The sequence below is a fragment of the Hymenobacter actinosclerus genome (assembly GCF_900111515.1).
In the GTDB taxonomy this organism is placed as follows: Bacteria; Bacteroidota; Bacteroidia; order Cytophagales; family Hymenobacteraceae; genus Hymenobacter; species Hymenobacter actinosclerus.
In genome coordinates this window covers 34021-59677 of sequence record NZ_FOHS01000003.1, presented here as the reverse complement: position 1 = coordinate 59677, position 25657 = coordinate 34021, and the positions used below count along the sequence as shown (strand labels likewise).

Here is a 25657-nt window from a genome sequence, read left to right as displayed (position 1 = left end):
CCCGTCTCCCGTACCGTTTCTCACTTCTCACTTCTCACTTCTCACTTCTCACTTCTCACTTCTCACTTCTCACTTCTCACTTCTCCCCAAACCCCAGCACCTGCAGCGAGCTGACGCCGCCGGTGCCTTTGCGGACGTTGATTTGAGTGCTCACGCGTTCTTTGAGGGCTTCGACGTGCGAGATGATTCCGATGGTTTTGCCAGTGCCCTGCAGCATTTCGAGGGCCGAAAGGGCCACGTCGAGCGTGTCGGGGTCGAGCGTGCCGAAGCCTTCGTCGATGAAGAGCGTGTCGATTTGAGTGCGGCGGCCGGCCAGCTCCGACAGGCCCAGGGCCAGCGCCAGGCTTACCAGGAAACTCTCGCCGCCCGAAAGCGAATTCATCGAGCGCACGCCGCCGGCCTGGTATTCGTCCTGAATGAGCAGGTCGAGGTGCTGCTCGGCGTGGCGCAGGATGCGGTAGCGGTCGGTGAAGCGGTGCAAGTGGCGGTTGGCCAGGTCCACGAGGCGGGCCAGGGTGAGGCCCTGGGCAAATTCGCTGAACTTTTTGCCGTCGGCCGAGCCGATGAGCTCGGCCAGGTGGCGCCAGCGCAGGGCCTGCTGCTGCTGCTTTTCGAGGGCGGCGGCTAGTTCGGCGTGGCGCTGCTGGCCGTTGCGGTGGGCCCCGAGGCGCTCCTGGCGCTGGCCGAGCTGCTGGTTGAGCGTGGCCAGCTGCTCGTTGGCAGCCGCGAGCTGCTGGGCGGTGTGCTCGGGGGCGTTGGTGGTGAGGGCGCGGGCAGCCTGCTGCTCCAGCTCGGTGCCGGTTTCAATCAGCACCTGCTCAACCAGCACTGCATCGTCTTCGTGGCGGCGCAGCTGGGTTTGCAGCGCGGCGGCTTCGGTTTCGGGCAGCAGCAGCGGCGGCAGCGCGGCGGGGTCGGGGGCGAGGCCGGCGGCAGTTAGTTCGGCGGTCAGGGCCGCGTGGCGCTGGTCGTGGGCCTGCTGCTGGGTGGTGGCGTCGTGCGCGCGCTGGCGGAGCTGGTCGGCAGCAATGGTCAGGGCCGTATCGTGCTGGCGGAACTGCTCCTCGGCCTGCTCGCGGCGTTGCTCCGCCTGCTTCAGGGCCTGTTCCAGCGCCTGGCGCACGGCGGCCACATCGGGCTCGGGCAGCAGGGCCTGGCGCTCGGCTTTCTGCTGCTCAATGGCTTGGTGCTGCTCAACCAGGCCCTGCTTGTGCTCCTGCAGCCAGGCCTTGGCCTCCTGCTCGTCGCGGGTAAGCCGCTCGATAAGCGCCTGGCCTACTTCAGTTTCCTGGCTGGCTTTGTTGAACTCGGTCTGGCGGTTCTTGAATTCGGTTTCCAGCGCCCGGAGCTGCGTTTGCATAGCAGCCCCGTTTTCGCCCGTAAACGTGAGCCCGAAGTTGCTGAGCAGGCTTTCGAGCTGGGCTTTTATGGTGGGCAGCTGCTCGCGCACGTCGGCGAGCTGCCGGCGGGCTTCCTGCAAATCCTGCTGGGTGCCCACCTGGGCGCGCCCGGCGCCCTGCTGCTCCGAGAGGGCCTGCGCGAGTTGCTTTTCGGCGGCGGCGCGCAGCTGCTCCAGGTCCTTGAGCTGCTGGACTAGGGCGCGGCTTTCGGCGGGCAGGGCCTCCTCGCGGGCGGGCGTGATGAACTGCAGCGGCGCATCGGGGGCCACCCGGCCGGCGTCGCCGCCCGCGTTTTCGAGCAGGTTGAGAAAGGTGTTGAGGCGGTTGACGCGGGCGTTGAGGGCGTGGGCTTGCTGGGTGAGGCTCTCGGCTTTGGCCTGCTGCTGGGCCAGGCCGGCATCGGTCAGGCCCAGTACGCCGGCGGCGTAGGGGTGCTCCAGGGCCCCGCACAGCGGGCAGGGCTCGTGGGGCTGCAGCTGCTGGCGGGCCTGCTCGTGGCTCAGAATCAGCTGCTGGGCCTGCACCAGCTGGCGCTGGGTTTCGCGGTGGGTTTCGGTGGTGGCCAGCTCGTGGCGCAGGGTTTGTACGTGGTGGTGCAGCCGGCGCAGCTGCTCGTCGCGGGTGGCGGCGGCTACTGCGGCCTGCTGCTCGTAATCATCGAGGCTGCGGCGGGCGAGGCGGGCGGCTTCGGCGGCCTGCTGCTCCTGCTGCCGGGCCTCGTGCAGGCGGGCGTCGAGGGTGGTAATGCGCAGATTCAGCTGGCCATCCTCACCGTGCAGCCGGTCGTGGTCCTGCACCAGGCCCGTGAACACGCCGAACGCCTCCATCATGTCGGCCCGGTGCGCGTGCAGGCGCAGCCAGTCGGCGGCGGCGGTTAGCTGGGTGCGGGCCTGCTGGGTGCGGGCGGTGGTGGCGGCCAGCTCGGCGCTCAGGCTTTTACACTCGGCCAGCTTCTTCTTATAAGCCTGCGTACGCCCGTCCAGCTCGCGGGTTTGCTGGGCAATAACTACGTCGAGCTGCTCGGCGGCGCGCAAATCGGGCTCCCGGGTTTCGCGGGTCCGGGCGGCGGCCTCGTGGGTTTGGCGAGCCAGCTGGCGGGCGGTTTCGGCGGTGGCGAGGCGCTCCTGCAACTGGGGGAGCTGGCGGCGCAGGTGTTCGGCTTCGGCCTGCAGCCGGGCCAGCTGCCCGGCGTCCTGGCGCAGCAGGGCCAGCGCCGGGGCGAAGGGGAGGGCCTGTTGGTGCAGCGCCAGCCGCTGGCGCAGCGGGGCCAGGGTTTCGGCCTGGGTGGCCAGCTGCCGGCGGCGCTGCTCGGCGCCCAGCTGCTTCTGCTGCAGCTCGTGCAGGCGCTGGTGCCAGCGCTGCATTTCGCGCAGCTGCTCCTGGCCGGCAGTGGCCTCGCTTAGTTGGCGGGTCAGGTCCTGGGCTTCGGCTTCCAGAAAGGCCACTTCTTCGGGCGAGAGCAGCGCAACGCCCTGCAGGCCCTGGCGCAGCTGCTCCACCTGCTGGGTTTCGTGCTTGGCCCGCTCGAAGGCGGCCCGCGAGATGTCGGAGTACTTTTTGGTGTCGGTGATTTTCTCCAGCAGCTGGGCCCGCTCGCCGGCCGGGGCCTTTAAAAACCGTGTAAAGTCGCCCTGGGCCAGCAGCACCGAGCGCAGAAACTGCTTGTATTCGAGCCCGCTTAAATCGGCCACCCGCCGGGGCACCTTGGCCTTGTAGGTTTCCAGAAACTCCCAGGTTTCGGTGCCGTCTTCGGCCTGCTTCCGCTCGCTGAGCTCCATTTTGGGGTCCTGCAGGTTGGCCCCGGCGCGCTTGCGGGCGCGGTACTGGCCCCACTTGCTGCGGTACTGCCGGCCATTCACCTCAAACTCTACCTCGGCCCAGCTCTCGCCCGTGCCGTGGCTCATTACGTGCTCGGGCCCGGTGGTTTCGTGGCGGGGCACCTGGCCGTAGAGGGCCAGCGTAATGGCATCGAGAATGGTGGTTTTGCCCGCCCCGGTGGCCCCGGTAATGGCAAACAGGCCCGCATCGGCCAGCGGGGCCTGGCTGAAATCCACGAAATGCTCGCCGCGCAAAGAGTTGAGGTTGAGGAAGCGGACGCGGAGGATTTTCATGCGGGGTGAGTGGAGCCGGAAGGGAGGTCAACAAAGGTAAGCCGTTCGGACGGGCGCGGTTTATCCGGCGAGTTGAAAACTGCCAGTTACTCCTATGCATCAGCCACTTCTTCGGCTCATCCTATCTGCACCGCTTTTGCCACATGAAAAGTGGCCAGTACGACTCCAATGCGTTCCGAAATTCGATGATATGGTGCTTGCGTGGAGGGAGCTGGCAGGTGACGCGAGGCTTGTGTTATGATTACTAAGTCGTGTAAACCAAGTTGCGGCATGTCTGTGTTTGCGCGATGTAGGGGCAAAGCTTGCCCCCGCCGTTTGCACGGGCGTTGCAGGGGCTCAACGCAGGTAGTCTACGCATCGTCCGACGGCGGGCGGAGGCAAGCCCCGCCCTACATTGCCTTCCGCAGCTTAGATTTGCTATAAGAATTGAAAAATAATGCCTAATAGTCTTAGGTTTGGTGGCCAGGCATTTAGCTTTAAAAATCAAAATTATTGCTATTTTGATTTTATCTGTATTTTGCTGTGTAAAAAAAATCCATTATTGCACTCGCTAGCCCGTAAATGCCGAAAATAAAATAGGCGCTATGTTTAGTTATCATCCATTTCAAAACCCATGAAAAGATTCCTGTCTATTGCCACCGCGCTTTGCGGTATAGGCTTTGCTAGCAAAGCTACTGCCCTTAAAGCAAACGATAATACCGCCTTGGATAAGCCCTTGTAAGCCCTTGGGAAATACTAATGCTGTGCATTATTGCTACTGCTTGTTGGTTTTACTGTATCCAAAAAGCATTAATTAAGCAAAAGTAATTCTTTTCAAAAATGTTTTTTCGATTTCTATGAAAAGTCACAAAAATTATATTAATAATTTGATAATAGCACTATTGTTTGTGCCTTTACCGTTTTATGTTAGCGCTCAGTCAGCAACTAGCACCAGTCTACGGGCGGTTTATCAATTGGACTACAAGCTTGATTCGGCTGTTACAACCCCCAAACGGGTGCAAATGATTTTGCGTGTGAGTAACGGTGCTTCTCGCTTTGAAAGTACCAGCGAGCATATTGTAGACAGCGTTTATGCCAGCCTGAAAGCTCTTCCCGATAAGGACCGCATGCAACAGGCATTTGATGCATCGCGCAGTGGAGGTAAGAACGAATTCCACTATTCGATTATCAAAGAACCTGCTAAAAATATGATTGCGTATTACGATAACATTAATTCTGAGCAGTACCAATACCAGGAAAAAGCAGCCGTATTTACTTGGCGCACAACGTCGGCTAAAAAAACTATTGCTAGCTACGAATGTCAGCAGGCCTACAGCGCGTTTGGTGGGCGGGTGTGGGAAGCCTGGTTCACCCGCGCCATTCCGGTGAGCGACGGCCCCTATAAATTTTGCGGCCTGCCTGGCTTGATTCTGCAGGTACGCGATACGCATGATAACTACGTGTTCTCGTTGCTCTGCCTTGATACCAATCCACAGCCCATCGATTTTCCCACTGACGACCAATCGCCTTTCGCACCTAAACTGTCGGCTCCCGTTATTTCAAAAGCTAAATTTCTGCAGGCTAAATACAATGATGATTTGACGTTCTTGGACCGAATGGCAGCTGCTGGCAATCAGTTTCCAGAAAGCATGCGTCAAAATCACGTTCAAATGATAAAGCGCCGCAACAATCCATTGGAACGGAAATAAGTAGGGCCGTGCAGGTTGTAAAAACTCAACTGGCGTGGCTGTTACTGGTGGGCCTGCTGCTTTTGGCTAACACCCACGTTTGCGCCCAAACCATTCTGAGCGGCACCGTGCGCGACGTTGCTGGCCAGCCGCTGGCCGGGGTGCTGCTCGAAGCGGAAACGAAGGCCCAGCCGCCCTCTACGGCCTTCGTCGTTTCGGCTACCGATGGCAGCTTCACCCTGAAACTGGCCGCTACACCTGTCTCCGACTCGATGTATCTGCATGCCCGCGCCTTGGGCTACGCCGCCCAACGGCTCGGGCTGGTCAACCGCAGCCAAACCGTGCCGCTTGTCCTGCAGGCCATCCCAACGCAGCTTCGGGAAGTAACGGTACGAAGTGCGCCCATTACCCGGCACCGCGATACGCTCAGCTATACCGTGAGTGCCTTTACTGGCAAGCAGGACCGCGTAATTGCCGATGTGCTGAAAAAGATGCCGGGTATTGAAGTGGACGGCGATGGCCGGATTTCCTATCAGGGCAATCTCATCAACAAGTTCTATATTAATGGCCAGGATTTGCTGGAAGGGCGGTACTCACTGGCCAGCAATAACCTGCCTGCCGAGGCCGTGCAGAGTGTGCAGGTACTGGAGCGCCACCAGCCCATCCGGGCCCTCGACAGTCTGAACCGGCCCGATAACGCGGCCCTCAACCTGCAGCTCAAGCGTAAGGTGACGGCTACCGGTCAGGTACAATTGGGAGCTGGCTGGGGGCCTGCCCCGCTGGGCGCGCTGTGGAGCGCCAATCTGGCGCCTATGCTCTTTGCGGGACGCCAGCAACTGCTCGATACCTACCAGACCAACAACACCGGCCAGGACATATCGACCCAGCTCCGGGCCTTAACCGCGGCGGATTTTCCGTCCGGTAATGAGTCCAGTAGCCAGAAGCCCGACCTGACGCACATAGTGGGTCTAGGCCGCCCGCCGGCAGGGGCCAGCCGCTACTTGTTCAACCAGGTACATCTGCTGAGTGCCAACCACCTCATTCCGGTCGGCCCCGAAAACCAGCTGCGTGTCAACGCTTCCTATCTGCACGATGTGCAAACGGCGCGGGGAGGCAGCCAAACGCAGTTCTTCTTGCCCGATAACCGAACCGTGACCCTAACAGAAGCCAAGGCCACCCAGGCTACGTTCCGCCAGCTGCTGGCCGATCTGGCTTTCAGCAAAAACGTGCGGCGCTATTACCTAAAAAACACGCTGAGCCTCGACGGCCGCTGGGATGCCCAAACCGGCAATATCTACCGCCCCGAAACCGGCCTGCGCCTGGCTCAGGAGGCGCACAATCCATTTCTGGCCCTGACCAACCGGCTGAGACTGGTACGCCCCCTCGGCGGCGGGCCGCTGTTGCAGCTCTCGTCGCTTACGCGATTCAGTAACAGTCCGCAGGAACTGGCCGTGAGCCCGGGGCCTTTTGCGCCACTGCTTGCGGGGGGCGTAGCCTACGACTCCGTCCGGCAGCAGGCCCAGCTCGCGGCGTTTTCGACCACCAACTCGGCGGGGCTGACGTTTAGGCGGGGCAACTGGCACTGGTCGGGCCAGGTGGGCTTTTCGCAGGAAGTCCAGCGGCTGTCTTCGGCACTGACTACCACTACTCCGGAGCCTACTACTGTTGGCCCGTTGCGGCGCAATAGGCTGCACTGGAACCATGCCCGCTACTACATCGAGCCCGGACTGAGCCGTAATACTGACCGCTGGAGCCTGAGTTTGCGCGTGCCGCTGAGCTACTATGGCTTCCGGGCCACCGATGCGCCGCTTGAAGCCAGCCAGCGCCTGCGCGCGGTAGTGGCCGAACCCAGCCTGAACCTGACCCGCCCTCTGGGGCGACATTGGCAAGTGTCGGCCGATGGGAGCCTGAGTAATATGTTTGGCGACATCAACCAACTGAGTTACGGCTACCTGCTGCGCGACTACCGCACAATGCAGCGCAACGATGCGCCCCTGGCCCGGACCCAAACGCAACGCTACGCGGGTAGTATCTATTTTCAGGACCCTCTCCGTTCCCGATTTTTCTACACCAGCTATGCTTTCAGCAGCGCGCTAAGCAACCGGCTTTACAGCAGCCAGATAAATGCCGACGGCGCGCTGACGACCATGGCCCTCGACCGCGCCAACCGTGCCAATTCGCATCTGCTCAGCGCGAACCTAAGTCAGTTTATCAGCCCCTGGAAAACCAACCTGAGCTTCCAGGTACTCGGTAACCTGCGCCAGCAGCCCCAGATGCTAAATGGCCGGATAACCAACACCCGTACCCAAAGCGGCACAGCCAGCCTTAAGGCCAGCATATTAGCCCTGGCATGGGGCAGCGTAGAAGGTCGGGCCAGCCTCACCACGCTACGCAGCCAGATAACCACCCGGACCAGCACCCCGGCCCTGGTGCAGGAGCATCAGGCCAGCGCCAGCCTGTTTCCGGTAGGCGGGCACCAACTCACGCTCAGCATCGATTATTACGACAGCCACGGCCCGGCCCCCACGGTACGCGCCCTGTTTGCCGATGTGCTCTACCGCTACGCGCTGCCCACCAAAGGACGCAAAATTGACCTGGAGTTGCGCTGGGACAATATTTTTGATATCCGAAAGTATCAGTACAGCTTTGTGAGTCCGTTTCAACTGGCTCAAACTACCTATGAGTTCAGGCCAGCGCAAGTGCTGGCGTCGGCGCGAATGTCATTGTAGATACCAAAGCGTAAACCTGCTGCACATTATAGGGCAGCAATGGAGCCGCTAAGGTGCTGGCTAAAGCCATCCAAAACGGTATCTGCTAACCCAACCCAATTGCGTTGCCCCGCTGGGGTTCTGGTAGCTGCTGCTACTATTAGGCTACCGGGCCAGGCCGCCTCGCCGGGGCTACCGCGTAGCGTTACTACCTATTACTTCCTCCGGCAACGGCATGGTGCGCAGCAGCACGAAGCCGAGGGTGCCGGAGATGAACGAGGCGGTGAGGATGGCCAGCTTGGCTACCGGCTCGCCGGCCGTGTGCTCGCCCAGGGCCAGCAGCGTGATAAACAGCGACATGGTGAAGCCGATGCCGCCCAGCAGGCCCGCGCCCCAGATGTGCCGCCATGTGACGCCGGCCGGCAGCGAGGCCCAGCCCAGGCGGATGCTCAGCCAGCTCATCGCCCCGATGCCCAGCGGCTTGCCCACCGTGAGGCCCAGAATGATGCCCAGGCCCAGCGGCGTGAGCAGGTCGCGGAACACCGAGGCATCTATTTCGAGGCTGGTGTTGGCGAAGGCGAAGAGCGGGATAATCACGAAGGCCACCACCGAGTGCAGGCGCTGCTCCAGCTTCTGGGCCGGCGAGCTGATGGCGTCGGAAAGGTACTCCAACTCCTCGCTGATGATGCGCGGGTTGGCATCGGCGCCGTGCACTTCGTCCTGAATCATGCTCAGGCGGCTGTTGAGCATGAGCAGGATTTCGGGCTTGGCCTGGCCGATGCGCGAGGGAATGGTGAGGGCGAGCATCACGCCGGCCAGCGTGGCGTGCACCCCCGACTCGTGCATGAAAAACCACAGCAGCAGCCCCAGCGGCATAAATACCACCAGGCTGCGCACGCCCAGCAGGTTCAGGTTCATCAGCAGCACCCAGGTGCCCAGGGCCAGATACAGGTAGTTGAGGTGCAGGTTGGTGGTGTAGTAGCCGGCAATTACCAGCACCGCGCCCAAATCGTCGACAATGGCCAGGGCCGTGAGGAACACCTTGAGGCCCAGCGGCACGCGCGGCCCCAGCAGCTGCAATACTGCCAGCGCGAAGGCAATGTCGGTGGCCATCGGGATGCCCCAGGCGTTGGCGGCGGGGTGGCCCCGGTTGATGAAGAAGTACACCAGCGCCGGCACCACCATGCCGCCAATGGCGGCGGCAATGGGCAGCGTGGCCTGCCGCCGTTCCGAAAGCTCGCCCTCCAGCACCTCGCGCTTGATTTCCAGGCCCACGATGAGGAAGAAAATGCTCATCAGCCCGTCATTGATCCAGTGCAGCAAGCTCAGGTCGAGGCCGTAGCCGTTGAGCGAGAGGTTGAGGTGCTTGTCCCAGAGTTCGGGGAAAAAGTGCGCCGGCCCCCAGTTGCTGTTGGCCATAATCAGGGCCAGCACGGCACTTGCCATCAGCATAATGCCGCCGGCCGCTTCGCGGCGGAAAAACTCGGCAAACGGCCGCACCAGCGGACGAACTATTTTGGATACGGCCATAAAAGCAATGGGGCAGGGGAGAACAGGAGCGGCCGGCGAACATGTGCCGCCCACCCACAACGAAGGGCGGGCCAGGACGGCCCAACCCGCGCTTCTCGCCCAAAGGTACAACCACCGACCGAAGCCGGCCGCCCCGAAAGCCGGCCGCCGCTGCTGCTGCTACAGGCCCTCCAGCAACTCGTCGAAGGTGCGCAGCAGCTCGGCGCGGGCCTCGGCGGGCTCGGCATCGAGGCGCTGCTCGAATACCTCGCGGGCCGTGAAATCGTGCAGGCTGCGGGTGAGGCTGGCGGCTGCCTCGTCGTCGTCGGGGCCGGAGCCCAGGGGGCGCAGGGCAATCAGGCGCAGGTGGCGGCGGGCCAGCACTACCAGTTGATGCCGGTCGAGGGCGTCAATCACTTTCAGCAGCGCCTCGGCTACCTCCAGCTGGCTCAGCTCCGAATGCACCTGCACATCGGCCCAGGCGGGCAGCGCGTAGCCAGCATTGTCGTAGGCTACGAGGGCAGCCCCAACTTCTTCCAGCGTGCCGTGGAAGCGCACCAGCCGCCGCGCGCCCGGCACCGGCCGGCTGCGCAGCTCCGCCAGCTTGCCGGCGGCAAACTCCACCAGCAGCACTTCCTTGCCGTGGTCGACTTCGGAAAACGACAGCGCGATGGGGGAGCCCGAGTAGCGGATATGCTCCCGCCCGCCCACCCGCTGGGGCCGGTGCAGGTGGCCCAGCGCCACGTAGTCGAAAACGGCCGGGAAGTGGTCGGCGGTTACCTGGCCCAGGTTGCCCACATGAATGGTGCGCTCCGAATCGGAGGGGGCGGCCCCGGCGGCGTACAGGTGGCCGGTGGCCAGCACCGGCACGCCCAGCGCCTTCAGCTGCCACACCTGCTCGATGTCGGCCACGCGGGCGTAGTGGTCGGCCAGGCCCTGTTTGATGCGGGCCTCACGCTCCTCGGCCGATTCGCCGGGCACCGAGAGGCGCACGTCCCGGTCGCGCAGAAAGGGCACGGCGCACACTACCAGCCCGGGCCGGCCGTTGGCATCGTCGAGCACCAGCACCTGCTCCTCGAAGCACTCGGGCACGCAGCCCACCACGTGCACCCGCAGGTGGCGCAGCAGCCGCGCCGGCGCGTTCAGGGTAGCCGGCGAGTCGTGGTTGCCGCCCACCACCACCACGTCGCGGCAGCCGGTCTGGCGCAGTTTCAGCAGGAAATCGTAGTACAGCTCCAGGGCCTGGTTGGAAGGCGAGCCGGTATCGAAAACGTCGCCGGCAATGATGAGCACTTCAACCTTTTCCTGCTGAATGGTGGCAATGAGCCAGTCCAGAAAGTGGCGGTGCTCCTCGGTTCGCTCGTGGCCCTGAATAAACCGCTGGCCCAGGTGCCAGTCGGCGGTATGAAGGATGCGCATTGGGCTATGGGTTTTCTCGCAGCGGTTCGCGGAGGGATACCAGAGGTGAAAAGAGGATTCCCTTTCACCTCTGGTATCCCTCCGCGAACCGCTGCGAGAAACGATTACTGAACAGGCTGGAACGACGTTACTGCGTCCGAGAGGTCGTACACCGCCGCGCCCGGCAAAGCGGCCCGCACAATGCTGGAGCCGGCCGCCGAGCGGTAGCCGCCGGCGCAGTGCACCAGTACGGGCTTGTCGGTCGGAATCTCCTGGGCCCGCTCGCGCAGCTCGGGCAGCGGAATCACCAGCGCGTTTTCAAACAGCCGCTCTTTGGCCTCGGTGCGGTTGCGGATATCCACGATGGTAAAGTCTTCGGGCTGTCGGCGCACCTGCTCCACGTCGGGGGCGGGGCTGCCGGCGGGCAGCTCGCGGGGCGTGAGCAGGGCACCCCTGATGTTGGTTTCGTAGCCGATTTTGGCGGCTTTGCGGATGACGGTGTCGAGGGCAATCTGCGAGTCGGCCAGCAGGTAGAACGGCTCGTCGGGGCCCACAATCGAGCCCAGCCAGGTTTCAAACTTGCCCCCGTCCATCAGGTTAATGGCGCCCGGCAGGTGGCCGGCCCGGAACTCCTCGGCCGGCCGGGTGTCAATCAGCAGGAAACCGGGCTCTATCTCGTCTTCCGAGCGCAGGCGCGGCACCGTCCGGATGCTGTCTTCGAAGGGCGCGGCGCCGTGCTTGTTGAGCAGCACATCGTGCCCGAAATACTTGGGCATGAAGGGCTGGTCTTCGAGCAGCACCTGCACGAAATCGGCCTCGCTCATGGGTTGCAGGGCGTAGTTGGTCTTGATTTCCTTGCCGATGGTGCTGTCGAGGTCGGGGCTGGTGGTTTTGCCGCACAGCGAGCCGGGGCCGTGGGCCGGGTATACCCTGGTCGAGGCCGGCAGCGTCATCAGCTTCTGGCGGGTGCTCTGGTAGAGCTGGGCCGCCAGCGACTCGCGGCTGTGCCCGCCCACGGCGTCGGACTCGCGCAGGTCGGGCCGGCCCACGTCGCCCACAAATAGCGTGTCGCCGGTAAATACGGCCCGGGTCTGGCCCAGCTCATCCATGAGCAGCACGCTGATGGAATCGGGCGAGTGGCCCGGGGTGTTCAGGGCGTGCAGCTCGACGGTGCCCACCACAACGCGCTGGCCGTCGTCGAAGCCCTGGTGGGGGTAGCTGACGTGCGCCAACTGGCTGACATAAATAGGGGCGCCGGTTTCCTGCGAAATTTCGAGGTGCGAGCTGACGAAATCGGCGTGGGGGTGGGTTTCGATGATGGCCACGATGCGCGACTCGTGCTCGTCGGCGAAATCGTAGTAAGGCTGCGGGTCGCGGGCCGGGTCGATGAGGGCAATCTGGCCTTCGCTGCGGATGGCGTAGCTCGCGTGGGCCAGGCCTTTATCGTAGAACTGCTGAATTTGTACCGAGCCGGTACTACTGGGCAGAGGACTCATGGGGTGTTGGGTGTGGTGAGAGGTGCCCCGGCGGCCGGGCCGCCATTGCAGAGGGCATACTTTCAAATATACGCAAGCCAACCACGCCGCGCCGCAAAAGTTGCCCACCCCGGCCCGCCGGCCGGCCGGGCAGCCGGCGGGCCGGGGCCTGAAAAAAGCCCCGAACCAGGTGGTTCGGGGCTTCGGGCAGGGCGCGCGGGGCCGCCGCCGGGAGGCTAGCTTTTGGTTTTCATCTTCATTTTCCGGCCGCCCCGGTTTTCGGCGCGCTCCTCGCGCTGCTGGCTGTAGCGGGTGTACTGGTCGGCGGTGAGGATGCCCTTGAGCTGGGTGTCGTACTTGTCGCGCATGGTTTGCATGGTCTGGCGCATGGCGGTGCGGTCGCCGCCGGCCGGCATCTGGCCGCGCATGGTTTGCATTTCTGCGCGGCGGGCCTGCTCCAGCGTTACCAGCTGGGTGCGCTGGTCGGCCGAGAGGCTGAGCTGCTTGGTGAGGCGGTCGGCCTGCTGCTCGGGCGTGGCCTGTTCCATGCGGCCGCCGGCCGATCGGGGCGTGGGGTTGGTGGTTTGGGCGGTAGCGGCGCCGGCAGTCAGGGCCGCGGCGGCCAGCAGGATGAGCAACTTTTTCATAGTCGGGGGGTCTGTGGACTTGGTTTACGGCCGATAGATGCCGGCGCGGCCCCGGGGTTTAACGGGGTGGGTTTTTATCCGCGTCGGCAAACAGGGCCTTAGAAACCGGATTATGGCCCTATATTGGGCCTGCCAAAGAACTGGCAGCCCACTTCGCTTACATCAGCTTCTCATCTTTTCACTTCCTTAAACTCCTCGTTTTCCCTTATGGCAAATATTTTCGCCAAAAAACCGCTGGCCGTGCTCCTGGGCGAGGCCAACTCCACCGGGCATGGCACCCTGCAACGGACGCTGGGTGCGGGCAACCTGGTCGCCCTGGGCGTAGGCGCCATCATCGGAGCGGGCCTGTTTGTGCGCACCGCCGCCGCCGCCGCGCAGGCCTCGGGGCCGGGCGTTACGCTGGCCTTCGTTCTGGCCGCTTTCGGCTGCGTATTCGCGGGCCTGTGCTACGCCGAGTTCGCCGCCATGATTCCCATCGCCGGTTCGGCCTACACCTACGCTTACACCACCATGGGCGAGCTGGTAGCCTGGATTATCGGCTGGGCTCTGATTATGGAATACGCCCTGGGCGCGGCCACCGTGTCCATCGCCTGGAGCGAATACCTCAACAAGCTGCTGGAGACGTTTGGGACCAGTATACCCTATAGTTTAAGCCACTCGCCCTTCGAGAAAGCCATCATCAACGGGGTAGCTGAGCAGGGCGTTATCAACCTGCCGGCGCTGCTCATCATCGTGGCCCTGAGCCTGTTGCTGGTAAAAGGCACCCAGGAGTCGGCCATGTTCAACGCCATCATCGTGGTGCTGAAGGTGCTGATTGTTATCGTGTTCATCGCCGTGGGCTGGCAGTTCATCAACCCCGCCAACCACACGCCCTACCTCATTCCGGCCGATGCCGTAGTGAAAAACGCCGCCGGCGAGGTGGTCCGCACCTACGAAGGCTGGAACAAGCACGGCTGGGGCGGCATTCTGGGGGGCGCAGGCATCGTGTTCTTTGCCTTCATTGGTTTCGATGCCGTGAGCACGGCCGCACAGGAAGCCCGCAATCCCAAGCGCGACATGCCCATCGGTATTCTAGGCTCGCTGGCCATCTGTACCGTTCTCTACATCCTGTTCGGCCACGTGCTGACGGGGGTGGCCAACTGGCGCGAATTTGCCGATCCGGCCATCGGGGGCGAGGCTTCGGTAAGCTACGCCATCAGCGCGCACATGACCGGCTACGGCTGGCTGGCTACGGCCGTTACCATTGGTATTCTGCTGGGTTTCACCTCGGTAATGCTGGTGATGCTCATGGGCCAGAGCCGCGTGTTCTTCTCCATGGCCAAGGACGGGCTGATGCCCAAGGCCTTCTCCGAACTGCACCCGCGCTTCAACACGCCGTACAAATCCAACCTCATGCTCATGCTGTTCGTGGGCTTGTTCGCGGCCTTCGTGCCCGGCAACCTGGCCGGCGACCTGACCTCGTTCGGTACGCTGCTGGCCTTCGTGCTGGTAAGCCTGGGCGTGTGGATTATGCGCAAGTCCGACCCCGACCAGCCGCGGCCGTTCCGCGCGCCGCTCTCGTCGGCCAGCTTCCCGCTGGTGCCCATCATGGGCGCCCTGGTATGCACGGCCCTCATCATCGGCCTCGACTCGGCTACGCTGGAAGTGGCCGCTGGCTGGATGCTGCTGGGCTTTATCGTGTACTTCCTCTACGGCAAGCGCAACTCCATGCTCCAGAAAGGCGTGGTGGTAGTGCCCACCGAGATGGACGAAGAAGCCTTCATCAAGCCTGATAAAGACAACCTCTAGGCAACAGCCCACCGGCTTCAACCCAAGGCAAAGCCCCGTCAGAACCTTCTGACGGGGCTTTTGCGTGGCGGGCAGTCAGGGCAGTCAGCCGGCCGCTTTCACTTCGCTTTTCAGCTTGAGCACCCGGTCGCCGTTTTCCTGCACAATGAGGTAGGCAGGGTTGTCGGGGGTGCCGTGGCGCACTATTTCGGAGCCTTTGAGCTTGCGGCTGACCGTTTCCTTGTGGGTTTCCTCGATTTTGCCGGTGGCCGTGCCGGTGCCGTATTTCCAGCTTACTTGGGTGCCTTTGCGCATGAGTGACAAAAAGAAAATCGGTGAGAAGAAAGAATGGGCAGCAGGGAGGCTAGGTTTTACTGCCAATTCGGGTGGCGCGTTGCCGCCGGGCCGCGCCGCGCCGGCGGGCCCGGCTGGATTTGCGTATCTTTCGTGTAAGGCCGGACCGCCGTAGTGGAGCCGGAGCCGGGGCTTATCTTGTTTCCATGTCTGCTTTATCTGCATCCGAAGCCGTGATTGACTTGCTGCTGGTGGATGACCACCCGATGGTCGTGGAAGGCATCCGGCAGATGCTGCTGCCCGAAACCGACCTGCGGGTGGTGGCCCAGGCCAACGGCGGCGAGCAGGCGCTGGAGCTGCTCAGCGCCCATCCGGAAGTACGGGTAGTACTGCTCGACCTGAGCATGCCCGGCATGAGCGGCGTAGAGCTGGCCCGCGCCATCCGCGCCGGCTGGGCCGAGGTGCGGGTGCTGGCCCTGAGCATGTTCCACGACCACGCCACCGTGGCCGAAGTGCTGGAGGCCGGCGGGGCCGGCTACGTGCTGAAAACCGCCAGCCGCGCCGAGTTGAGCACCGCCATCCGGCAGGTGGCCGCCGGCCGCACCTATTTCAGCCAGGACGTGGCCGATACGCTGCTCCAGAACCTGCAGATTACGGCCAGCCTCGAAACGCCGGGCCCACCGGCCATTACCCGGCGCGAGCGGGAAATCCTGCAGCTCATCGCCCGCGAACACTCCAACCTGGAAATTGCCGAAGCCCTGTTTATCAGCGAGCGAACCGTGGAAACCCACCGCCGCAACCTGCTGACGAAAACCAAGTGCAAGTCGGCAGTCGGGCTGATTCAGTACGCCATCCGCCACAACCTGCTCGCGTAGCAGCGCAGCCACCTGTTATAAGCGCCCCGGGCCGCGCCACTCCTTGGTTAAGGGGTGGCGCGGCCCGGGGTTTTTTGCCGTGCTGCCCGCGCTCGGCCGGCGCGGTATCGAGTGCGGGATTACAAGAGAGCAGGTGCCCGCAAAAGTTGCGGCAGGCCGGCTCGTAGGCCGCAGTACGTGCCACGGCGGAGCCGGGCCTACGTACTGGCACGTATTTTTTACAATAATGGCGGGGTGATTTAGATTTTGCCAATAAAAAATATACCTTAGCATCATTCAATTGAATAAAGTAATCTTCATGTTCGTGTAGTCCTCACCGGAACCGCTTCCTGCAGGCGGGAGGAACTGCCGGGCCGCTGAAAACAACCCAATGCGAACCTTTCACTGATTCCAACTGTCAGCTGCCATGTCATCGAAAATCCTCTCCTTTATCTGCCATGTACCTGCTATGAGTACTGGTTCCGCTGCCACTTCTTCGGCCCCTGCCAACCGCAAATCCGTGCCGCGCAAAACGGAAACCCCGAAGCCGGGCGGGCATTTTGCGGCCATCTACGAAAACGAGCGGTTCGTGCGCTTCAAGTACATGCACAACAACTAATCAGTCCCCTGTCTTCGCCCGGCAACTCTCTCCCGGGTTGTTCAGCCAGGCAAACCGGCACCGCGCTTCCGCTGGGAGGCGCGGTGCCGTGGTGTTGGGGTGGCGGCAGGTAGCCCGGCAATTGGGGTAACTTGCGCCCTCGTTCATCGTTTTGTGTGCATGATTCAGCTTCTGTTCCGCCGGACCATCTGGCTGCTCCCCGTATTTTTCCTGTTGTCTGCCACCGCCGCCCGGGCTCAATCGGGTCCGGTGCTGCCCGATGCCTCGGCCTGGTATGGGGTAATTGCCCGCAGCAGCGGCCGCTCGCTCGACATTGCCAATGCCTCGGCCGAAGCTGGTGCGGCCGCCGTGCAGTGGGAGTTCACCCACGCCGACAGCCAGCAATGGCGCTTTGTGCCGGCCGCGGCGGGCAGCGAGTTCTTCCGGATTGTGGTGCGCCACACCGGCCAGTGCCTCACTCTCACCAGTCCCGACGAAAACGCGCCCCTTACGCAGCGCCCCTGGGATGGCAGCTTTTACCAGCAGTGGAAACTGGTGCCCTCGGGACCTTTGGGCAGCTTTATGCTCATTAGCCGGGGCAACGATAAGTGCGTTTCGCTGGCCGCGGCCGACAAGTTCAACGGTACGCCCCTGGTGGGCCAGAAACCCCAGAACCGCGCCTCGCAGCAGTGGAAGCTGTTTAAGCTGCGCCTGAACATAGACCCCTCGCTGCCCGGTTTTGGGGTGCCCGAGCCGCTGCTGAGTCTGAACACGCCCGCCGGCAACGAGTTGCAGCCGGTGGTGTCGCCTGATGGCAGTACGCTGTATTTCAGCCGGACCCGCTACGCCGGCAACACCGAGGGCATCACCGAGTCGGGCGACATCTGGGTGAGCAACTCCAGTAACAACGGCCGCACCTGGCAGCCCGCCACCCGCTTCGACGAGCTGAACACGCCCCAGCACAACGGCGTGATGAGCCTGGTGGAAGAGGGCAAGGCGCTGATAGTACGCGGCTCCTACGGGCGCGACGGCTCGTTTCAGGACGTGGGCCTGAGCAAGGTGCCGCGCAGCGTATCGGCCAAGAAAAACCGCCCCCAGGAAGTGCAGGTGGCCAATTACTACTCGGCCGGTGCATCCACGGGTTTCTTTATGAGCCCCGACGAGCAGATTCTGCTGCTGAGCCTGGAGCGCAGCGACTCGGAAGGCGCCAACGACCTGTACGTGAGCCGCCCCACGCCCAGCGGCCTCTGGACCCAGCCGCTCAACCTGGGAGCCGTCATCAACTCGCCGGGCTTCGATTTCGCACCCTGGCTTTCCAATGACGGCAAAACGCTGTATTTCAGCTCCTACGGCCATGCAGGCTACGGCGGCTCCGATATTTTTGTGAGCACCCGCCTCGACGATTCCTGGACCAACTGGACCGAGCCGCGCAACCTGGGCTTCCCCATCAACGGGCCCGGCTTCAACGCCTACCTGAGTTTGTCGGGTGATGAGAAGCAGGCCTTCTTTTCGTCCACGGCCTCCATCAATGGCCCGGCCGACCTGTTCCGGACCGCTACCGGCGCCAAACCCGCGGCCCCCGACACGGTGGCAGCTCCGCCGGTAGCCGTGGCTACGCCCACGCCCGCTACGCCCCGCACGCTGCTCACGGGCCGCACGCTCGATGCCAAAACCAGCAAAGCCCTGGCTACCCAGGTGCAGGTAAACCGCCTGGGCAACGACCTGATGTTCAATGCCACGGCCCGCACCGACGTGGCGCTGGGGGCCTTCCAGATGACGCTGCCCCCCGGCCGTTACCGCATCCAGGCCACCCGCGTAGGCTACCTCACGGCCACTGATACCATCTCGATGACGGGGTCGCGCAGCATTGAGCTGACGCTGGTGCCGGCCGCCGTGGGCTCCAGTCTGGAGCTGCCCACGCTGATTTTCGCCCAGGGCAAGTTTACGCTGCTGCCGGCTTCCTATACCGAGCTCAACCGCCTGGCCCGCACCCTCGAAGACAACCCCATGGTCAACATCCGCCTCGAAGGCCACACCGACAACCAGGGCGCGGCCAACCTGAATGTGAAGCTCTCGGAAGACCGCGTGAATGAGGTGAAGCGCTACCTCGTGAGCCGGGGCGTGGCCGAGCGGCGCATCAGCACCATTGGTTTTGGCGGCAGCCGGCCCCGGGCCTCCAACGCCCAGGAAAACACGCGCAAGCTCAACCGCCGCGTCGAGTTCACCATCGTCAAGTAGCGGCGACGGCAAGCCGAAGCCAGGCCACTGTCAGTTGCTCTCAAGAGGCGGAACTTGCGCATAACAACTGCTAAAGGCACAACTCAGTAAAACAGATAACAGAACTGACAGTTTAAGTTGGTGTATAGAACGTCATTCAGAGCGCAGCGAAGAATCTCGCTCGAACAGCCGTTGAACGAGTTCACGCCAGATTCTTCGCTGCGCTCTGAATGACGTTCTGCCTACCAATTTAGCTTGTCAGTTCAGCTAACAGCTAACAGTTCCCACTATGCACGCCTTGGTTCACCGTGAGGTTGCCCTGCCCAACCTGCCCTCGGCTTCGGGGGCTGAGCTGATTGGCGATGCGCTCTACATTATCGGCGACGACTCGCCCTGGCTTTACCGGCTCGATGCGGCCACGCTGGCGGCCGGCCGGCCCACGCCACTGTTCGAAACGGCCCATTTCAGCCAGGGGCGCATTCCCAAGCACCTCAAGCCCGACCTGGAGTGCCTGACGCTGCTACGTGCCGGCAGCGGCGAGACCGGGCTGCTGGCGCTGGGCTCGGGCGCCACGCCGGCCCGCGAGCAGGGCTACTGGGTGCCCCTGGCCGGGGCCGACCGCCTGCCCGGCACCGTGTACCCGCTGAGTCTGGCGGGCCTATACGCGGCGCTGCGGCCCCATTTGCCGGCCGGCGCCACGCTCAACCTGGAAGCCGCCGCCGCCACCGAAACCGAGCTGCTGCTGCTCCAGCGCACCGTAGGAGCGGCCGCTGGCAACCTGCTGTTTCGGCTGCCGCTGGCCGCTACGCTGGCTTTTCTGCACCGCCGCCAGCCGCTGCCGCCCCCGGTGCGGGTGCAAGGCTTTCGGCTGCCGGTTATCGACGGCAAGCCGGCCGGCTTCTCGGGCGCCGCCTGGTTTGCGAACCGACTCTTCGTAACGGCCTCAGTCGAGGACACGGCAGATGCGGTGCTCGATGGGGCCGTGCTGGGCTCGTTCGTGGGCGTGTTGCCGCTCGACGGCGGCCCCGCGGCGCTGGCCCGCCTGGCCTGGCCCGACGGCCGGTCTTATCTGGGTAAAGTGGAAAGCGTGGCCGTGCGGCGGCAGCTGGCATCCGGCCGCTTCGAGCTGCTGCTGGTAACCGACGACGACGCGGGCGGCTCGACGGCGGTAGTAGCGGAGCTGGTTGTTTGAGCTGTTGGCTGACAGCTTTTTGCTGGAGCTTTTTCAGTCCTAAATCAAAGGCATACATCCGTTTTTTTTAATGGTAAAAGGGAAGTGTATGTATTAGCAAATCAACTAACTGTAATGGTGGTTAATGGCTGATAATTAAAGACTGTCAGCTTGCTGCAAGGGGGAATTATCGGGCGATTAGGGGTGTTTTGGGGGAGTTGATTTTTAGCCACTTCTTCCCCGACTATATGTTGCTTCTTCCCACTCGTTTTCTGTATCCCGTGAGTGCTGTGCAGTTGCAGGAGCGGCAGGGTCTGCTGCCCGCCGAGTTTCTGCCGGCCATTGAGCAATTAAGGCCTTTTCTCGAAAAAGAGCAGGCCTACGGTGAAATCTGCACCACCACGGCCGAGTCGGCCAAGGGGCGGACGCTGTTGGTGTCGTACCGCAAAAGCTACGCGCCCGAGCAGGGCTTCGTGGTGGAGATACTCGACATTGAGGTAGTGGCTCCGCTGGCCCGCGCCGCGTAAATGCTGCCACCAAATACCCGATTTAAAACGCCCGTCTTCTTTGGAAGATGGGCGTTTTCATTTGAACTGATGCAATGCTGGTCGGAGAGCTAACAGCTCAAAAAGTCAAGAGCCGCGTCGCCAGATAAAGCCGTCGAGGACGTAGTGGGTGGCCTGGGGCAGGGTCAGCAGGGGCACGAGCAGCGTGAGCAGGGTCGAGTCGGAAACGGCGGGCAGCTGCTGGAACCAGCCGAACACGGCCGCGTGCTCCCGCCACACCAGCCCGTCCCAGAGGCCTTCCTCCAGCAGTGCCAGCCCAAACAGGCTGCCCAGAAACAGCAGCACCCCGTAGCGCCCCTGCCACCAGCCCCGGCTGCCTGGGGCCGCGGCGGCGGCCGGCGGCCGGCTGCTGGTCCAGACCAGGGCCAGGTACGGAATGCCGTGGGCCACTACGTTGAGCAGCGTGAAGACCAAATCGGCGTTGAACAGCACGATGCCCACGTACCAGGAGGCGGTCGTGCCCAGCAGCAGCAGATTGCGCGGCCAGTTTAGGTGGCCCGTGCGGCGCCACTGCCCCGCTTCTTTCAGCAGGTAGGCGGCCAGCAGCCCGACGTATAAAACGCCCAGCGCGAGTCGCCCGGCGGGCCAGTTATGCTGCACGAAGTCGCCCGCTACAAACCAGTTGAAATTGCGCGGCGCCGACAGGTGCCACCAGAGCAGCGGGTAGAGCGTGGCGGCGTAAATCAGCCCGGTATCGAGGTGCCGGCCGGCGGTTGTTTGTTGTTCGTGGCGGCTGTAGAGGCGTAGGAAGCCGTACTGCTGCCGCACGAAGTGGAACACGGCCGCGTAGGCCAGTATTCGCCAAAACCACAGGCTGCCGCCCAGTGCGTGCAGGCCCACCCCAACCACGTAGCAGCCCAGCGGCACGGCCCAGAGCAGCGTCCGGAACCGTTGCCGCCGCACCCGGTCGAAGTAAGTACGAAACAGGGTGCTGTACACGTGGGCCACATCAATGAGCACTACCAGCAGCACCCAGGCCCACAGCGGCAGCGCCGAAACCGTGCGCCCGGCCGCCGGCAAAGCGGCCACTACCACCAGCGCCAGAAACGGCGGGGCCAGAATCCAGAGCCCATCAAACCACGCCGACCGAATCCAGGGCTGGCTGGCAGTAGGGCGCAGGCGCGGCGGAGCAGTAGGAGCAGTGGTAGCAACTGGCATCATAGGAACCGAAAATACGAAAGACCGTCATGCTGAGCGCAGCGAATAATCTCGCGGGCCATGCTAACCTGACGTCATAATTACTTTGGCACGCGAGATTCTTCGCGCTGCTCTGAATGACGGTCTGTTTTTACAAAAAGCTACGCTAAGCCCGTACTGCGAGCCGCCAGCACCTGCCGGGCGGCGCGTTGGCCCTGGTGAAAACCTTCCTCGAAGATGGAAATGCCGCTCAGGTCGGTGTGGGCGAAGAAGAGCTGGTTTTGCCAGGGCCGGGCGGCGGCGGCGCGGGCCGGGCCCCATACGAAGCCGGGCGTGGGGGCCACCATGCCGTGGCCCCAAACCCACACATCGGCCCGCAATACCTGGGCCGTGAGGCCGTGGTGGGCCGTTTCGAGCTCGGCCAGCGCCTGGCGCACCCAGTCGTCGTAGCTGGTTTGGTAGGCCTGGCGGCGGGCGGCTTCGGGGTTGGGGGCCGACAGGGGGCGGTACCAGGTAACCACCCGCGGGCCGGCGTCGGTGAGGCTCAGGCTCTGATGCCCGGCGTCCACGTAGCCCACCGAATCGGTGCCGAAGAGCACGTTGTCCCAGCTCAGGGGCTGGCCGGGGCCCTGGGGCAGCCCCTCCACGGTGAGGTTGACGACCACCCAGGGGGCGCGGTGGACGGGCAGCGGGCGGTAGGCGGCGGCGGGCAGACTGGCCAGCAGCCGCTCGGTAATAAAGCTGGGCGTAGCCATAATAACCTGCCGGGCCGCTACGCGGACGGTCTGGCGGGTGGCTACGTTGTAGCAGTCGGCGGCCAGGCCGGTGGGGGTGGCGTGCAGGGCGAAGGCCACCGTGTTGGGGCGGATGGGGGAGGGGGCCTGGGCGCGCAGCTGCTCCACCAGAAAGCCGTTGCCGGCGGGCCAGGTCAGCACATCGGCGCCGTTGGCGTTGTGGGCGCGGCCTTTGCGGGCGGCGAAGTAGTGCAGCCCCGCCCAGGCCGACACCTGGGCGGCGGGGGCCCCGTAGTCGTCGCGGCAGCTGTAGTCGAGGTACCAGCGCAGGTGCGAGCCGGTAAATCCCTGGGCATCGAGCCAGGCGGCAAACGGCTGCTCGTCGAGGTGGCGGAACTGCTCGTCGCACGACGACTCGTCCACCGGAATCCGGAAGGCGTCGCGGCCGTCGGTGCCCACGGTCTGGCGCAGCTCGTCGATGAGGGCGAAAAAGCGGGCCAGCTGCGCCTTTTCGGCCGGGGGCACGCCCAGCTCGGGCACCAGCCCGTTCTGCCAGTGGCCCTTGATGAACAGGCGCTCCTCGGGGTCGTGGCAGAGGTAATACTCGTTGTAGATGGGCAGGCCCGAGGCCGCATCGGTGCCGGTCAGGATGCCCGCTTCGGCCAGAAACGCCAGCAACTCGTGGTTGCGCGGGTCGGGCACGGGCAGGTAGTGGGCCCCCCAGGGGTAGGCCGACACGGCGTTGCGGCCGGCCCGGGAGTTGCCGCCGGGCTGCTCATCCAGCTCCACCAGCAGCACCTGCTCGGGCCGCAGCCCCAGCCGCGCCAGCTCCCGCCGGGCCGTTAGGCCGGCCACGCCGCCGCCTACAATCAGCACTTCCACCGCCTCGGTGCGGGTGGGGGCGGGCAGGCTGGCGGGGTCGCGCAGCAGGTGGCCGGTAGCGCGGTTGGCCCCGTGCAGGCTGCCGCTGATATGGCTGCGGCTGCTGCCCGGCGCGCAGGAGTGCAGCCCCGCCAGCGGGGCCAGCAGCAGCCCCGCGCCCCCCAGGGCAGCACGTTGCAGGAAATGGCGGCGGGAAGAGGGCATGAGGTGGGGACTGGGGGACTGGGCAAAGATAATGTCATCCTGAGCGGAGCGAAGGACCTTATTATGTCAGCACGAGTTGTTTTCACGTGATAAGGTCCTTCGCTCCGCTCAGGATGACAGACGACCAATCTCCCACGTCCCCCAGTCCCTTAATGCACATACGGCCCCCAGTCTTCCTCGAAATAGCGCACCAGCGCCTGGTTGTTGAGCTGGTTGATTTCGGTGGGCACTTCGCTCATATCGGGCGGGAAGAAGCGCATGGCGCGGATGGTGGCGGGCGTAACGTAGCGCAGGCCGGGGGGTAGGGGGCCGGCATCGGGGCGCCAGTGGCGGTTGCGGCCGGCCAGCACGAAGCCCCACTCGCCGAACGAGGGCACGTAGCAGTGGTAGGGCAGGGCAGTGAAGCCGGCGGCTTCCAGCGTGTGGGCCACGCACCAGAACGAGCGGCGCGCCACGTAGGGCGAGGTGCTCTGCACCACCGCCCAGCCGCCGGGGGCCAGCCGCTGCTCCAGGGCCCGGTAGAAGGCGGCCGAGTAGAGCTTGCCAATGGAGTAGTTGCCGGGGTCGGGAAAATCGACGATGATGCAGTCGTAACGGCTGCTGTCCTGGCGCACCCACTGGTAGGCATCGGCGTTGATGACCCGCACCTTGGGGTTGAGTAAGGACCGGTGGTTGAGTTCGAGCAGCATCTGGTTGTGCTGAAACAGCTGGGTCATGCCCGCGTCGAGGTCCACTAAGTCGATGTGTTGGAGTTGGGGGTACTTGAGCAGCTCGCGCACCGCCAGGCCGTCGCCGCCGCCCAGCACCAGCACCCGGCGGGCCTGGGGCAACGCCTGCATGACGGGGTGCACCAGGGCCTCGTGGTAGCGGTATTCGTCGGCCGAGCTGAACTGCAGGTTGCCGTTGAGAAACAGGCGCAGCTCGCGCTGGTTTTTGGTAAGCACCAGCCGCTGGTAGGGCGTGGTTTTGGTGTAAATCACCTGGTCCTGAAACGCCAGTCCTTCGGTATAAGCCTGCAGGCGCTCGGCAAAGCCGAAGGCCACAGCCAGGGCCAGCAGCGAGGCCACCAGCGCCCCACCCATACTGCGCCTAAAAGGCCGGGTTTCGGGAAAGCGGTACAGCGCGATGCCGGCCACCACTACGTTCAGGGCCCCGCACAGCAGCGAGGTGCGGATAAGCCCGAGCTGCGGCACCAGCACCAGCGGAAACACCAGCGAAGCCAGCAGGGCCCCGATATAGTCGAAGGTAAACACCCGCGACACCAGGTCCTTGAACTCGAAGCGGCCCTCCAGAATCCGCATCAGCAGCGGAATTTCCAGGCCCACCAGCACGCCCGTCAGGCCCACCAGCGCGTACAGAATCAGGCGGAAGGAGCTGACGTGCTCGAAGACCAGAAACAGCAGCGGGGCCGAGAAGCCGCCCACCAGGCCCACCAGAATTTCGAGCTGAATAAACCAGCGCAGCAGCGAGCCGCCCAAATAGCGCGACAGCCACGAGCCGATGCCCATCGCAAAGAGGTAGGCCCCGATGATGGTGGAGAACTGCAACACCGAGTCGCCGAGCAGATACGACGCCAGCGTGCCGGCAATCAGCTCGTAAATCAGCCCGCAGGTGGCAATCACGAACACCGAGCCCAGCAGCAGGGTCGAGCGGTAGTCGGTGGGGGCGACGGCAGCGGCGGTAGAGGCCCCGAGGGCCGGCCGCTTCACCCGCCGCACGGGTACTTTATCCATGAATAGCCGAGCTGATAATCAGGGCTACGGCAATCATAAAGGCCGCGCCCATAATGGCTAACGCCACGTTGTGCTCCACAATTATCTCTTTCCAGAGCGTACCGGGTGTCAGCTTATCAATAATGAAAAAGCTGAGCATCAAAATGATAATGCCCAGCACCGAATACAGCACCGACGAGATGACGAGCTTGAAGTTGAGATATTCCATTGGGGGGGAGTTAGGAGTTAGAAGCTAGGAGCTAGAATCAGGGGAGAAGCAGAAGGCAGCCGACGCGGCACCCGGACTGAGAAGCAAGGATGCAGATGGGTTTCTTGAAGGGCCTTTGGGCCAGAAGAACAAATTCTAACTCCTTGCTTCTATCTCCTGGCTTCTCAAAAAATCACTTATGGAAATACATGACCCGGCCGCGGGAGCCGCCGGTGCGGGCGGTGCCGTTGCGGTTGGGCTCGGCCTCGTTGTCGTCGCCGAGCAGGCGCAGGCCCGAGAGGCCGGCCCATACGAAGCCGCTATACACCAACACGGCAAACAGGGCGTAAAAACGGATTTTCCAGAGCGAGCGAAGCCAGTCCATGCGGCGGGTGAAA

The 25657-nt window shown here is 63.4% G+C and carries 19 protein-coding genes; 8 read left to right on the top strand and 11 right to left on the bottom strand.

Going from position 1 to position 25657, the window contains the following annotated elements:
- Window positions 1-76 precede the first annotated feature (76 nt).
- Complete coding sequence (locus BMY67_RS11835; protein ID WP_092771815.1) at window positions 77-3511, bottom strand: AAA family ATPase; 3435 nt, start codon at window positions 3509-3511, stop codon at window positions 77-79.
- A gap of 836 nt (window positions 3512-4347) precedes the next feature.
- Here BMY67_RS11835 and BMY67_RS11830 point away from each other — a divergent pair.
- Window positions 4348-5199: a GLPGLI family protein gene (locus tag BMY67_RS11830; protein WP_092771813.1), complete on the top strand. Its 852-nt coding sequence runs from the start codon at window positions 4348-4350 to the stop codon at window positions 5197-5199.
- Window positions 5200-5261: 62 nt separating this feature from the next.
- Window positions 5262-7907 carry a carboxypeptidase-like regulatory domain-containing protein gene (locus BMY67_RS11825; protein ID WP_177189802.1) on the top strand — a complete coding sequence of 882 codons (2646 nt, stop codon included), beginning with the start codon at window positions 5262-5264 and terminating at the stop codon, window positions 7905-7907.
- Between the two features lie 171 nt (window positions 7908-8078).
- Here BMY67_RS11825 and nhaA read toward each other — a convergent pair whose 3' ends face one another.
- The 4 genes from nhaA to BMY67_RS11805 form a co-directional block, all read right to left on the bottom strand.
- Window positions 8079-9416: a Na+/H+ antiporter NhaA gene (gene nhaA, locus BMY67_RS11820; protein WP_092771809.1), complete on the bottom strand. Its 1338-nt coding sequence runs from the start codon at window positions 9414-9416 to the stop codon at window positions 8079-8081.
- A gap of 159 nt (window positions 9417-9575) precedes the next feature.
- Entirely contained in the window at window positions 9576-10814 is a 1239-nt protein-coding gene (gene sbcD / locus BMY67_RS11815) for an exonuclease subunit SbcD (protein WP_092771807.1), read from the bottom strand.
- 104 nt (window positions 10815-10918) lie between these two features.
- Entirely contained in the window at window positions 10919-12289 is a 1371-nt protein-coding gene (locus BMY67_RS11810) for an MBL fold metallo-hydrolase (protein WP_092771805.1), read from the bottom strand.
- 215 nt (window positions 12290-12504) lie between these two features.
- Complete coding sequence (locus tag BMY67_RS11805) at window positions 12505-12915, bottom strand: hypothetical protein (protein WP_092771803.1); 411 nt, start codon at window positions 12913-12915, stop codon at window positions 12505-12507.
- A 207-nt stretch (window positions 12916-13122) separates the two neighbouring features.
- Between BMY67_RS11805 and BMY67_RS11800 the strand changes: the two genes are divergently transcribed.
- Window positions 13123-14703, top strand: coding sequence for an amino acid permease (locus BMY67_RS11800; protein ID WP_092771801.1), 1581 nt, complete (start codon window positions 13123-13125; stop codon window positions 14701-14703).
- 84 nt (window positions 14704-14787) lie between these two features.
- On the opposite strand, the gene BMY67_RS11795 is transcribed toward BMY67_RS11800, so the two are convergent.
- Window positions 14788-14997 carry a hypervirulence associated TUDOR domain-containing protein gene (locus tag BMY67_RS11795; protein WP_092771799.1) on the bottom strand — a complete coding sequence of 70 codons (210 nt, stop codon included), beginning with the start codon at window positions 14995-14997 and terminating at the stop codon, window positions 14788-14790.
- 185 nt (window positions 14998-15182) lie between these two features.
- Between BMY67_RS11795 and BMY67_RS11790 the strand changes: the two genes are divergently transcribed.
- The 5 genes from BMY67_RS11790 (at window position 15183) to BMY67_RS11775 (ending at window position 20343) form a co-directional block, all read left to right on the top strand.
- A complete protein-coding gene (locus tag BMY67_RS11790) occupies window positions 15183-15851 on the top strand; it encodes a response regulator (protein WP_092771797.1) in 669 nt (222 codons plus the stop codon).
- 448 nt (window positions 15852-16299) lie between these two features.
- Window positions 16300-16449 carry a hypothetical protein gene (locus tag BMY67_RS19355; protein ID WP_177189801.1) on the top strand — a complete coding sequence of 50 codons (150 nt, stop codon included), beginning with the start codon at window positions 16300-16302 and terminating at the stop codon, window positions 16447-16449.
- Window positions 16450-16662: 213 nt separating this feature from the next.
- Window positions 16663-18666 (top strand): RICIN domain-containing protein, encoded by a 2004-nt coding sequence (locus BMY67_RS11785; RefSeq protein WP_177189800.1) that lies wholly within the window; start codon window positions 16663-16665, stop codon window positions 18664-18666.
- A gap of 268 nt (window positions 18667-18934) precedes the next feature.
- Window positions 18935-19837 (top strand): DUF6929 family protein, encoded by a 903-nt coding sequence (locus BMY67_RS11780; protein WP_092771792.1) that lies wholly within the window; start codon window positions 18935-18937, stop codon window positions 19835-19837.
- A gap of 227 nt (window positions 19838-20064) precedes the next feature.
- Window positions 20065-20343 carry a hypothetical protein gene (locus BMY67_RS11775; protein ID WP_143069799.1) on the top strand — a complete coding sequence of 93 codons (279 nt, stop codon included), beginning with the start codon at window positions 20065-20067 and terminating at the stop codon, window positions 20341-20343.
- Window positions 20344-20448: 105 nt separating this feature from the next.
- On the opposite strand, the gene BMY67_RS11770 is transcribed toward BMY67_RS11775, so the two are convergent.
- From BMY67_RS11770 to BMY67_RS11750, 5 genes are all read right to left on the bottom strand, one after another.
- The gene (locus BMY67_RS11770; protein WP_245745029.1) at window positions 20449-21543 is read right to left on the bottom strand and encodes a hypothetical protein; all 1095 of its coding nucleotides are present in this window, start codon (window positions 21541-21543) and stop codon (window positions 20449-20451) included.
- 137 nt (window positions 21544-21680) lie between these two features.
- The gene (locus BMY67_RS11765; protein WP_092771788.1) at window positions 21681-23339 is read right to left on the bottom strand and encodes an FAD-dependent oxidoreductase; all 1659 of its coding nucleotides are present in this window, start codon (window positions 23337-23339) and stop codon (window positions 21681-21683) included.
- A gap of 149 nt (window positions 23340-23488) precedes the next feature.
- On the bottom strand, window positions 23489-25072 hold the full coding sequence (locus BMY67_RS11760) for a polyamine aminopropyltransferase (RefSeq protein WP_092771786.1): 1584 nt from the start codon (window positions 25070-25072) through the stop codon (window positions 23489-23491).
- Complete coding sequence (locus tag BMY67_RS11755) at window positions 25065-25280, bottom strand: DUF350 domain-containing protein (protein ID WP_092771784.1); 216 nt, start codon at window positions 25278-25280, stop codon at window positions 25065-25067. The genes BMY67_RS11760 and BMY67_RS11755 overlap by 8 nt, the downstream gene beginning before the upstream one ends.
- Window positions 25281-25452: 172 nt before the next feature.
- On the bottom strand, window positions 25453-25644 hold the full coding sequence (locus tag BMY67_RS11750; RefSeq protein ID WP_092771782.1) for a hypothetical protein: 192 nt from the start codon (window positions 25642-25644) through the stop codon (window positions 25453-25455).
- Window positions 25645-25657: the final 13 nt, after the last annotated feature.

Bases quoted from the DNA above. Each gene is read 5' to 3' on its own strand.
- nhaA (WP_092771809.1), bottom strand. From the start codon at position 9,416: ATGGCCGTATCCAAAATAGTTCGTCCGCTGGTGCGGCCGTTTGCCGAG.
- BMY67_RS19355 (WP_177189801.1), top strand. From the start codon at position 16,300: ATGAGTACTGGTTCCGCTGCCACTTCTTCGGCCCCTGCCAACCGCAAA.
- BMY67_RS11790 (WP_092771797.1), top strand. From the start codon at position 15,183: ATGTCTGCTTTATCTGCATCCGAAGCCGTGATTGACTTGCTGCTGGTG.
- BMY67_RS11775 (WP_143069799.1), top strand. From the start codon at position 20,065: ATGTTGCTTCTTCCCACTCGTTTTCTGTATCCCGTGAGTGCTGTGCAG.
- BMY67_RS11780 (WP_092771792.1), top strand. From the start codon at position 18,935: ATGCACGCCTTGGTTCACCGTGAGGTTGCCCTGCCCAACCTGCCCTCG.
- BMY67_RS11830 (WP_092771813.1), top strand. From the start codon at position 4,348: ATGAAAAGTCACAAAAATTATATTAATAATTTGATAATAGCACTATTG.
- sbcD (WP_092771807.1), bottom strand. From the start codon at position 10,814: ATGCGCATCCTTCATACCGCCGACTGGCACCTGGGCCAGCGGTTTATT.
- BMY67_RS11810 (WP_092771805.1), bottom strand. From the start codon at position 12,289: ATGAGTCCTCTGCCCAGTAGTACCGGCTCGGTACAAATTCAGCAGTTC.
- BMY67_RS11770 (WP_245745029.1), bottom strand. From the start codon at position 21,543: ATGATGCCAGTTGCTACCACTGCTCCTACTGCTCCGCCGCGCCTGCGC.
- BMY67_RS11750 (WP_092771782.1), bottom strand. From the start codon at position 25,644: ATGGACTGGCTTCGCTCGCTCTGGAAAATCCGTTTTTACGCCCTGTTT.
- BMY67_RS11800 (WP_092771801.1), top strand. From the start codon at position 13,123: ATGGCAAATATTTTCGCCAAAAAACCGCTGGCCGTGCTCCTGGGCGAG.
- BMY67_RS11755 (WP_092771784.1), bottom strand. From the start codon at position 25,280: ATGGAATATCTCAACTTCAAGCTCGTCATCTCGTCGGTGCTGTATTCG.
- BMY67_RS11805 (WP_092771803.1), bottom strand. From the start codon at position 12,915: ATGAAAAAGTTGCTCATCCTGCTGGCCGCCGCGGCCCTGACTGCCGGC.
- BMY67_RS11765 (WP_092771788.1), bottom strand. From the start codon at position 23,339: ATGCCCTCTTCCCGCCGCCATTTCCTGCAACGTGCTGCCCTGGGGGGC.
- BMY67_RS11795 (WP_092771799.1), bottom strand. From the start codon at position 14,997: ATGCGCAAAGGCACCCAAGTAAGCTGGAAATACGGCACCGGCACGGCC.
- BMY67_RS11760 (WP_092771786.1), bottom strand. From the start codon at position 25,072: ATGGATAAAGTACCCGTGCGGCGGGTGAAGCGGCCGGCCCTCGGGGCC.
- BMY67_RS11835 (WP_092771815.1), bottom strand. From the start codon at position 3,511: ATGAAAATCCTCCGCGTCCGCTTCCTCAACCTCAACTCTTTGCGCGGC.